Below are 11525 nucleotides of genomic sequence, written 5' to 3' on the forward strand. Positions count from 1 at the left end.
GTAAAAAATAAAATTTTCTGGACGCTGCCTTTTTTCAAAAAGGCGGCGCTTCCTGAAGCTTTTTGAAAAAAGCTTCACCCAAAAATTCTTTACCAAAGACAGGGATTTCAGACCTTCTGCAGGGAGAAGGTCTTATCCCCGTCGCGTCCTTTACCGCATCATGGTTGTGACAGGGTCTGGTGCGCACGTTCGATAATGAACTGGCGGATGCTTTCAATTTCATCCGGTTTCATGGATTTCTCGAACCCGTCCATGCCAAAACTGCTTAGCGCCCCCTTGCCCACGATGGCGTAGAAACTGTTTTTATCCTGAATTGCTGCGGATTTCCGCAGGTCAGGCAGGACACCATTCCATTCTACGTTCGCCCCATGGCAGTACTGACAGTAATTCTGGTACTGCTGGCTTCCCGCCAGTGCCTGGCGGGGCACGAACGAGGCCGGTGGCGGGGATGAGGGAACAGGCGCGTCACTGACAGCCGGCAGATGGTCCTTGCCATCAAGGGCAAAGGCAAGCACACGGGAATGATTGACAGCCCCGGTTTCCTGACGGGCCAACCCGGTGGCAAACAGGCCATACGATCCGCCCCAACCGACTTCAATGGCGACATACTGCCGCCCACCGATACGATAGCTGACGGGAGAGGCGATGATGCCACTCTGTGCATCAAAGCTGAACAGATCCTTCCCATCATGCGCGTCATAGGCATGGAACGTGCCATCCGTCAGGCCCTGGAATACCAGGTCACCTGCGGTGGCGAGCGTCCCGCCATTCGCGGGACCTTTCTGCACCACTTCCCAGCGTGCTTTCTGCGCTATGGGATCCCACGCTACCAGCGATCCCCGCAGGTCCCCGACAGCAGCTTTCTGTGCCGCGATGGATGGCATTTTGTCATCTGGCTGAATATCCAGCCCCAGATTCCAGCCATCCGGCAAAGCCTTGAATTTACGTGCGCCCTTCAGGTGATCGGGCACCTGCTGGGTCGGCAGGTACACCAGCCCCGTGCGGGGGCTGTAGCTCATCGCGGCGATACCGTGCCCACCCATATCCCCCGGAAAGACATAAAATGGCTTGCCGGTGACGGAATACTGTGCGTCAGGATTAAAGATTGGCCGCCCGGTTTTCGGATCCAGTCCCTTTGCCCAGTTGACGAAAACGAAGTTCTTGCCAGAAATGAACGCCCCTGTCGCGGCATCCAGAACGTAGAAAAAGCCGTTTTTGGGCGCATGCACGATCACATGCCGCATCTGCCCATCAAGGGGCAGGTCAAGTGTCATGATCTGCTGGGTTGATGTATAATCCCACTGGTCTTCAGGTGTCTCCTGAAAATGCCAGACATATTCCCCCGTATCCGGCTTTACGGCGACAATACTGTCAAGGAAGAGGTTATCTCCCTTCCCGTTGGAACGGATGCCATAACTCCATGGCGACCCGTTACCTGCCCCGAAATAGACCAGATCCGTAACGGGATCATATATGATCGAATCCCATACCGTGCCGCCACCGCCCTGCCGCACCCATGCGCCCGTGGGGCTCCATGTTGGATAGGCACGGGTCATGAGAACCGTATCGGATGGCGCATGGTCGGGTCTGTTATGCGGATTGGGCACCGTGAAGAACCGCCAGTCCAGTTTGCCCGTTTCCGCATCGAATGCCGAAATGAAACCACGGGCACCGAATTCCGCCCCCCCGTTTCCGATCAGTACCCTGCCCTTTGCAATACGCGGTGCGCCGGTAATGGTATAGGCCTTCTGCTGCCCCAGGTCGGCATCTGTCGGGATCGTATCAACACTCCAGATGACCTTGCCATCCCGGGAATCCAAGGCAATCAGCCTGTTGTCGAAAGTGGCCAGATACAGCTTGCCATTCCAGTAGCCCAGGCCACGGTTCACGATATCGCAACACCCACGGACGCCGACTTTTCCGTCCACCTTCGGGTCATAGGCCCATAGCAGCCGTCCGGTCGCTGCATCCAGCGCCTTGACCTTGCTCCATGCGGTGGTGGTGTACATGACCCCGTTGACGATCAGGGGCGTTGCTTCCTGCCCCCGGTTGGTATCCAGATCGTAATGCCATGCCAGATGCAGGCGAGCGATGGTTTTGGCATTGATCTGCTTTAACGGGCTATATCGCTGTTCTGAATAGGTACGGCCATGGGTCAGCCAGTCACCGGGATGATCATCGGCATGAATAATGGCATCTGCTGTTGATTCTGCGTGAACCGGAACACCCGCACACAGGAGCATTCCCATGCCCAGCAGGACATCACGTAACCGAAGTTTGAAAAGATCCCGACCCTGGATAGTATTATTATACCGCATCCCCATAGAGCATATTTCCTTTCCTGATAAAGTCCGTTCAACTTAAATATTTTTATATCGTATCGAATATCAACAGAAATTACACGTGGGTTTTTCCCATCATCAACCAGACATCCTGCCCACAAATGGACCGCGCACCGAAAGGGGAAATGAACCCAACATATTCTGAATGATCGTAAATAAATTTAGGGACTGGCATAGGTAAGCCAATAACGGCTTGATATGTCATATGAAAGCACGTCGTCGCAGTCGTCTAGCACTTGCCACCCAAAGGCGCCTTCTGGAGCACTTCGTTGTGGGCACACCCGCGCGGAGTGCTGCGGAAATTGTCGGCGTCAATCGCAATACAGCGACCCCGTTTTACCGTAAGCTTCGGGAAATCATTGCCGCGCATAATGCTCTGGAAGCGCCCCTTGAAGGAGAGATCGAAGTCGATGAAAGCTATTTCGGCGGACATCGCAAAGGTAAAAAGAGGGCCAGGTGCTGCAGGAAAGGTCGCCGTTTTTGAGCTGCTCAAACGTGGCGGCCGCGTCCATGCAGTCATGATCCCCAATGCGGGAAGCCGGACGCCCATGTCGGTCATTCGAAAGAAAATACGTCCAGATTCAATCGTTTATTCAGACACATGGCATGCCTACAGGACGCTTGATGTCTCCGAGTTTCGCCATGAACGGATCAATCACACCACGCGCTTTAGCGACGGGCGGAACCATATCAACGGCATTGAGAACTTCTGGAGCCAGGCGAAGCGGCATCTGCGGCGATACAATGGAATTCCCCGGCAGGATGTCCATCTCTTCCTTGCCGAGTGTGAGTGGCGTTTCAATCACCGCTCACTCAGGAAACGCCTGCAAACCCTCGCTCAATGGGCTAACATCACCGTTGGATCCCTCACTTAATCTCCTTACCTCTGCCAGACCTTATTTAAATAATATTTATTAACGGATTTTGGATCATATATAATAATATAAATAAAAGTTTAATTAAAGTAATGAATTGATATTGCCTCCTCTTTTCATTACAAACAAGAATTGGGAATAATTATTGTATACTTGGCGGGATAGGGTATGTTTGCTCGCCTGACTTTTAGAATTTATGTCGATAATAATCTATTATTTCCTTGACTATTACAATAAATCGCACATTGCCTGATATATTATACACTCCCAGAATTGCAGTCCCGCCATACCTCCTGCATATCTGTGAGCAATCAAAATCATATGGGGGTATCGATGTGACTGCAGCATTTGTAGCACCGCCCGTTGCATCTGACGGATTTTCCCTGAGAACGGCAGCACCGGCGTAACCACTGATCTGACCTGCGGTCATAAAAAATCAAGTGGACATCCATTTCTATCCGTAACCGCGTGCAGTTTGTATTCATGCCGCCTTAGGCAACCGATCAGGCAGCTGGCATCCCTTTTTTACCCGCTGGCTCGAGGCTGTATGATGTACCCTGAGTCAGGTGCATGATCATGATGATCTGCGGCTCAGCCGCTTTGCTCGCCAGTCCTTCCATTATTCGGGCAAAGATCCCCGTAGTGCCCCAACGTTTTCGGTGCCTGTAAAGCGTCTTGTTCGACCATGCTCCTGTGACGCATCATACCAGCGCAAACCATTGCGGTTCACGAAAATAATCCCGCCCGGCATGCGGTGATCATCCACTCGAGGGGGCAACCATGGGTCTTTGGAAAAAACGGCTGTAGACGGGCCAACGGCTCGTCCGTCAGCCAGTACAGGTTACTCATCTTCAGGCTCCTCACAGAGGCTGAATCAAAGTCTCTCCAAAAAATCTGGATCCTGAGCTTAATGCCCGGCGGCCTTCGTGCGCGCCAGTCCAATGACGCCCACGATGGATATCACCGCAAGGAGAGAGAAAAAAACCGCAAGCGGCAGCCATTGCCCCGCATAATGGGCGGCGATGAGCGTGCCGATCAGCGGGGTGAAACCGGAAATCAGCGAAGAACTGGTCTGATAGGCAATGGAAATGGCGGTATAACGGATCGCAGGCCGAAATGCCGCCGCCATATACCCGGCCACAACGGCGTAAAAGGCGGACAAGGTCACAATAGTCACTGAAATACCCGCCGAAATCAGCCAGATATCATGGGTTCGCAACAGCAGGAACATGGGATAGGGCAGAAAAATACAGGCTGTTGCCGTGCCCAGCAGGAAGCGCGTCTCCCCTATCCGTTCGCCGGTCCATGCTGCCAGTGGTTGGGTGATGAGTTGCAGGAAAGTGGCAATGAACAGGGCATTAAGGATGGTTTCGCGGTCAATATGTTCATAATGCGTCGCATAGCTGATCAGGAAGGTGTTCATGAAGAAAAAACCTGCCGTCCCGATAACGGCGGCGGCACCGGCATAAACGATTTTCATCCACTCTCCCGACAGGGCACGCAGGGATGAAGGCGGCGGCGCTTCCGCATTTGCGGCCTGGGCAAGGAATTCAGGGGTTTCATGCAGTTGTCGTCGCAGCACGTAACAACCCAGCGCAATGCCACCGCCCAGCAGGAACGGAATACGCCACGTCCAGGCCAGAAACGTTTCCAGCCCAAAGGCATTGGCCATGCGAAAGGTCAGCAATGCCAGCAGCATACCAGCCGGACTGCCAAGCTGGGCAAAGGAAGCGGCAAATGTCTTGCTACCCGCTGCCGCATGTTCACTGGCCATAAGCACGGCACCGCCCCATTCGCCCCCGACCGATATGCCCTGCACGATACGCAGCGCCACCAGCAGAACGGGCGCCCATATTCCGATGGACGCATAGCCCGGCAGCAGGCCCACCCCCATGGTGGCCATGCCCATTGCCGCCACGGTCAGGGTCAGTATCCGTTTGCGCCCCCAGCGATCCCCCAGAATGCCGAATATGGTCCCAGCCAGGGGGCGGGCAACGAAACCCGCCGCCAGCGTGCCGAAAGATGCGATATCGGAAACAGCCGTTTTTTCACCGGGAAAGAATACATGCCCCAGCACCAGCGCGGATGCCAGTGCATAGACATAATAATCATAAAATTCGAGCGCGGTTCCGACAAAAGCCGAAAGTGCTGCGCGGCGCGCATGACCGGGACCGTTGTTCACAAACCCTCCTGTTACCCTTCAGTCTTGTCCAGACCATCACATTCATAACGAAATCATTTCATTACGGCGAACACATTTTCTGTTTTTGTCTGGACTGCCCTTTCCATATGCACAGATAAAAATATTGACCATATCAATTTCAAAATAATTATAGAATATACATCCATTCCATTTGATTAAAAATAACCACCATAACCACATAATTATTTATAATAAAATTAACTAATATTTTTATTAATTAAACCATATCTTTTTATCGCTTTCCCATATGTTTTTACACGTTGGAATTTCATGTCATCATCAGGCATTCTGATCCACATGCGTTACATTCAGGCCGAAATGATACCTTTTTTTACTTCCATCCAAAGGTTCAACAGATGGTCATCATGACCATGCCATGCTATCATTGCGGCTTGATATAGACATGCAGGAAAACAAGCAGCGTGTTTCGTAAAATCCATCGCTGGATGGGACTTATCCTCATGCTTCCCCTGGTCCTGCAGGGACTGACCGGAACGTTGCTGATCGTCATTCCACTACTGCTGCCACAACGTCCCCATGTCACGGCGACCGGCGCACAGGCTGGGGCTGAAGCCATAATCGCCGCATCCCGCCCTCGTGCTCCGTCTGGCATGATCCCACTGCGCTTCAACCCGGCACGCTGGAGCGGGGATAGCGCCATGGTCACATATGGGCCTGCAGGGGAACGGCATCCGACCTTTGAGGTGTTCGTCAATCCCAACCATCCGGCGGTTATCAATACATACGTTGTTCCGTCCTATATCCGCTTCCTGCATAATCTGCATGCGGATCTGTTCCTGCTGCCCTATGGACAGACAGCCACGGGCATAATGGGAATCATACTAAGCGCCATGGCCCTTACAGGCCTGGTCATATGGTGGCCCCATCCCGCATTGTGGAAAACGGGAAAATGGCGCAAGACCGTCATGATTGCGCCCCGTGCACGTGGCCTGCGCCTGTGGCGGGAGATACATGTCAGTTCAGGATTCTGGTTTTCGCTGCTGCTGCTTTTTCTGTCACTGAGCGGGTCCGTGCTGGCGTTTCCCTTCGCACGCCCGCTGTTTGGCATTAACCGTCCCGCGCCTCATGAACATAGTCATCATGACCATATGCCCCCGGCTCCGGTCATGGGTGAACAGGGGTTGGACGGAACACTGGCCATGCTGAAAAGCCAGATGCCGGAGGCAGCCCTGTTATCAGTCCAGCTGGGGGAACGCCCGGCGCAACAGTCGCTTGAGATCATCCTGCCTGCCTATGGCGCCAACCACCCGGCCACCGTTCAATACAATGCACATGAAGGCCGCATGCACATAAGCCGCGACCCGGGGCAGCAACGCTGGGGGGAATGGAGCTTCCAATGGCTGCATATGCTTCATGAAGCAAGACTTGCCACCCCTGCCCCCGTCGCCGTCATATGGAAAACTACCGTGGCGATGGGTGGACTGACACTTGCCGTGCTGGCGTTCTCGGGCCTGGGTATGTGGATTATACGCCGTCGTAACGCAGCACGACGCGGAAATGGGTCGTAACGGTTAAACCCGCATTGCCGGTCATGATGGCCGCAACGATATCATTTACCGCTCATGCCGCCATAGGCATCCACACAGGCTGCAAATCATAAAGACGTTTTTTTGATGAAGATTTTTTCAAAAATCTTCAGGAAATGCCGCCTTTTTAAAAGACGGCACCCAAAAAACTTTTATTTTTTTCAATGCGTTATTTAAAGAAACCTCCACCTCCAAAACGCCACCGACGCAAAAGAGGCTTGATACGAGATTGCCTGTAATTGATTCACATATGGCCTGACTGAAAGGGCGGCATCCAACACATAGCGAAACCGAAACAGCAGGTATGGCCTGCAGACAATCTCGACATTTCCGCTTTTATGCCGCCTTCGTCATACGCCTCCCACATTCCGAAAAGCCGACCATTTCCAACCGACCAGAATATGCTGCCATTCCTGCGGCCATAGACAGATGAACGCTCTTTCAATTTTATTACGTGTCATAATATCTTACCTGACAACGTTTGCATTTGCGGGTAACCGGACTGCAGGCAGAATGCATCGAAAGGTTCAGCGGAATACCATTCCCCCATCGATCAACACCGATTGTCCCGTCATGTAATCTGAATCCGCACTGGCAAGCCATGCAACAAAGGCAGCGACGTCATCTGGCGTTTCCGCACGGCCAAGGGCGATACCACTGACATATTTCCGATAGGTTGCACCAATTTCCGCACCGGTTGCTTCCGCCATGCGTCGGTCTATCTCTACCCACATATCAGTCCCGACCACACCTGGACAATAGGCATTCACGGTAATGCCAAAGGGAGCCAGTTCCTTTGCTGCCGCCTGGGTCAGTGCTCTGACCGCAAATTTCGTGGCGGAATAGACCCCAAGGAAGGCATATCCCTCATGCCCGGCAATGGAACAGGCATTGATGATCTTTCCCTTACGGGCCAGCTTCCTGAATGCCTGTGCGGCAGCCTGAATGCCCCATAACGTGCCGTTGACGTTGATCTGGAAGATACGGTCCATATCCTCTACACTGACATCCAGTAATGGTCTGACCTGTGCCACACCGGCATTATTGACCATGATGTCAATGCCACCCAACTGATCCACCGTCTGGTCAATCATGGAAAAAACCTGTTCACGCGCACTGATATCAGCGGCCAGCGTAATGACCCTGCGATCAAGTGCCAGTATTTCCGCACGAACATTAGCCAGCCGGTCCTGATTGATATCAACCAGCGCCAGATCTGCCCCGTCACGCGCCAGGCGTAGCGCAATACCACGTCCGATGCCCTGTGCAGCACCTGTAACAACAGCCACCTTGCCAACGAGAGACATGAATAGTGATCTTTCTTTTTCATTTCCACACCACAGGATATGGCGGGATACTGAAAAAACGCTCCGCTAGGAAAGAAGATTTAAGAAAACATATTCTTTACCAAAACCATACGAAACACATCCATTTCAGAATGCGACGTTCATGGCGGTACTGAATACTACGGCATCCCTGAATACCGTGGTACCACCAACATGATTGACGTACTGGAAATCCGGTTTGATCGACAGTCCCTCGACTATATGAAAACCGTAATACGCTTCATAAATCGTCTCATGGCCCTGAATCCCATATGGCATGCCAAAATTGCCCCCGGGCAGCACAAGACCATGAGTTGCCGCCGCTTCCTGCGACAGGATGGCGGAATGGCTAAAACTGGCCCACAGGAAAGCGATACCCACGCTATCAAGCGGGCGATGCCATAATGCGCCCGTATCCATAAGAACAGCCATGAAGCTATGCTTGATCTGCGAAGTCTGGCCAGATGCATAGGCATAATATCCACCAAGGATCAGCCCGTTCATTTCACCCGGACCACGACGGACCAGCATCTGGTCGGCTATGACCCATACGGATGTCTGCCCGCTCTGCCTGCGTGCTGGCAGGCCGGTCAATACCCATGGATTTCCATGGATATCTTCATACAGGTCATCATAACGCGAATTATCGTACATCGCGCCCAGTTTGTAATGCCCCGCCAGATGATTACGCCCAAAGGCAGGAAGCCAGCCAATTTCAACCTGTGTCGATAACTTGCCCAGGCCATCCTGGGCCCATGACCAGCCGGAAATACCACCGTTGTAATTATGGGGTGAAACAGCAAACAGTCCGCCCATGATATAGAGTTCCTTCATCGGCATTACCCGCAGGATGCCACCGATATTACCCGAAGGCCAACCCCGGCCGCCACGCAGGAATTTGGTTGGTGCCTCCCCCCCGCACAACCATACATTCATGAAGTTGCAGACCCATGGCGAGTTCTGGAAAAACACACCGGTCGGGATCCAGCCCACGGACAGATCCACCTTACGCTCAAGCCATGCCTTTTCGAAATATGCCCAGACAAGATGAGCCAGCACATTGCCCCGGCTGCCGTAAATCTGTTGTACCTGATTGCTGTTATCACCAAACAGTCGGCTCAGGTTACGGCCATGTCCATTGACCACAAGCATATGCAGCCACAGATCCTTCGTCCATGCACGTGAATGCAGCAGCGTGTCCCAGTCAACATCCAGCGTGATCCCTACCTGCCCTACAACAGTATAGTCACGCTTTTTGCCGCCCATTACATTGCCGGCGAGATCTTCATAAACATCCAGCGCAACATAAAGCCCACGCTTCTGCAGCCAGGGCTGAATGCCACCCCAATCACCCAGCATATGCGTGGTACCATAAGGCGGACCGAATGAAGGCGGCCCGTAGGGAGCCTGCAGGAAACCGGGAATTGTTTCATAAAAGGGCGTTGTCGGCTGCGTTTCGCCATAAGGCGTGGGATTCGAAACCTCCGGCAGCTTTTTTGTTACTGCCTTTGTGCCAAGTATCCTGCGCAACCACGCAGGCTGTTCGGGCTGTGGTGCATTTTCCACTGTGGATGTTTTGACTACATCCTGATCTGCAGCATAGGCTGGCAATACACGCAACGTATTCGGCGCCAGACACATGACCATCAGAATCAGAGATGTCACGCCGGACTGGCGAGATATTTTTCTGGTCTGGAAAATTGTTTGAAAACAGATTGTTGATAAAAAATAATAAAAATTTTTGAATATCGCTCTTTTCCAAGAAAGCAGCATTGTGAAAAAATATTCACCAATAAGTTTCTTATGATTACTGTATTTTTTTAATACTGAGTTTTCAAACAGCCCCCCATCAAAACAATGATAGATTACTGATAATAAAAACCATTCACGAAGAACGCGCATGCCCTGGACCTTACGGAAATGCATGTCATGTCGTCCGGAAAACATGATAATTCCGGCAAACACCACAAGACAGGTCATACCCACAGACAGGCAGGACAAATGATTGCAGCATGTCGCCCGATCCATTAGTCGGCAATCCGAACAACCGTCATCAATTGCCCCGCTTTATTTGGGTATGAATTTATTTATTTTTGTAAATAATTTTTGTTTTATATTCATTTTTTTTGCCTTATTTTATTATATATTATTAGGCGTTTCGTGTTTTATTTTACGAATAGACAGTTAATATTATATGGAATTTATTCCATGCTGTCCGAAGTTATATATTTGTCCATATCCATGCACGCATTATTTACTATCATATGATACGAACTATTTCTGTTACATTGACATCGCGATAGCTCATTTCCCTTTGCTTGAAAGGCACAACATGGCCTGTGCCCGCTAACGAATATTCCCCGCTTCAGGTTGCCTGTCTGGGCAGAGATATTTGCAGGTGTCTAACGAAGTAAAATCGGCACATCGCCTTCCCGCCATGGGACAAGGCGAAACATGGCGCGATCAAATAGTGGCAACGTCAGGAACGCCTGTAACCATTCCTGCAAGCGCGGCAGGGGAACGCTGGCAAACCAGTCCGGATCGGTTGCGGCAAACTGGCGTATAAACGGCGCAATAGCTGCATCCGTCAGGCCTGGCTGGTTTCCATGCAGGAAAAATCTGGCTTTCAGTATCGTATCAATGTTTTCCAGAATCTTCAGCGCTTCCGCCCTGTGATAATTTGGATCGGACTGATAGCGATTGGCATATTTGTAACGGTCCAGATGATATTTGAATGAACCATCATTCTGCGCGATCAGGTCATGTCGGATATTGGCCAGCCAGTGCTGCGGGTCATGCTGTTCCAACGCCCAGAACATAATATCCAAACTTTCATCAATAACAGTATGATCCGACAGAATAAAGACAGGCACAGTTGCCTTGGGTGAGGCACACAGCATGCCAGCGGGCTTGGCTGTAAGCCTGACCTCGCGGATTTCACATTCCACACTACTGGAAAGCAGGGCCAGACGCGCCCGCATGGCATAGGGACAGCGACGAAAACTATAAAGCACGGGTCTTGTGATCATGTCGTTCCTGTTGGCAACCTTCTGTCCATGCCGACAGAATACAAAAACACGCCATGGTCAGACAAGAACACGTTCATCCCGTAACGGACCGCAAGAAAAAACATGCATAATCGGGCCGCAACTTCCCCTTCCCTATCGCGTATAAGAGCCTGACCGAAAATGAGTTGAGTGATTTCAGCAGGTTATGATTCATGGGTTTGCGAG

General features: G+C 51.6%; 6 protein-coding genes and 2 pseudogenes. 2 read left to right on the forward strand and 6 right to left on the reverse strand.

What is annotated here, in order from left to right; all coding sequences use genetic code 11:
- Nucleotides 1-158: 158 nt before the first annotated feature.
- Nucleotides 159-2249 (reverse strand): PQQ-dependent dehydrogenase, methanol/ethanol family, encoded by a 2091-nt coding sequence (locus AC1RQ9_RS17540; RefSeq protein ID WP_485987968.1) that lies wholly within the window; start codon nucleotides 2247-2249, stop codon nucleotides 159-161.
- Between the two features lie 298 nt (nucleotides 2250-2547).
- On the opposite strand from AC1RQ9_RS17540, the pseudogene AC1RQ9_RS17545 reads away from it, so the two are divergent.
- Nucleotides 2548-3217: pseudogene (locus tag AC1RQ9_RS17545) on the forward strand (IS1595 family transposase).
- 385 nt (nucleotides 3218-3602) lie between these two features.
- Here the strand turns inward: AC1RQ9_RS17545 and AC1RQ9_RS17550 are convergent.
- A pseudogene (locus AC1RQ9_RS17550) lies at nucleotides 3603-4066 on the reverse strand (transposase); the annotation flags it as partial.
- Between the two features lie 58 nt (nucleotides 4067-4124).
- Nucleotides 4125-5399 carry an MFS transporter gene (locus tag AC1RQ9_RS17555; protein WP_485987969.1) on the reverse strand — a complete coding sequence of 425 codons (1275 nt, stop codon included), beginning with the start codon at nucleotides 5397-5399 and terminating at the stop codon, nucleotides 4125-4127.
- A gap of 443 nt (nucleotides 5400-5842) precedes the next feature.
- On the opposite strand from AC1RQ9_RS17555, the gene AC1RQ9_RS17560 reads away from it, so the two are divergent.
- Complete coding sequence (locus AC1RQ9_RS17560; RefSeq protein ID WP_485987970.1) at nucleotides 5843-6949, forward strand: PepSY-associated TM helix domain-containing protein; 1107 nt, start codon at nucleotides 5843-5845, stop codon at nucleotides 6947-6949.
- Between the two features lie 545 nt (nucleotides 6950-7494).
- On the opposite strand, the gene AC1RQ9_RS17565 is transcribed toward AC1RQ9_RS17560, so the two are convergent.
- From AC1RQ9_RS17565 to AC1RQ9_RS17575, 3 genes are all read right to left on the reverse strand, one after another.
- Entirely contained in the window at nucleotides 7495-8274 is a 780-nt protein-coding gene (locus AC1RQ9_RS17565) for an acetoin reductase (RefSeq protein WP_485987971.1), read from the reverse strand.
- Between the two features lie 126 nt (nucleotides 8275-8400).
- The gene (locus tag AC1RQ9_RS17570) at nucleotides 8401-10239 is read right to left on the reverse strand and encodes a carbohydrate porin (protein ID WP_485987972.1); all 1839 of its coding nucleotides are present in this window, start codon (nucleotides 10237-10239) and stop codon (nucleotides 8401-8403) included.
- A gap of 455 nt (nucleotides 10240-10694) precedes the next feature.
- A complete protein-coding gene (locus AC1RQ9_RS17575) occupies nucleotides 10695-11321 on the reverse strand; it encodes a glutathione S-transferase (protein WP_485987973.1) in 627 nt (208 codons plus the stop codon).
- Between the last annotated feature and the right edge of the window lie 204 nt (nucleotides 11322-11525).

It is taken from the genome of Komagataeibacter ossonobensis (assembly GCF_057359305.1).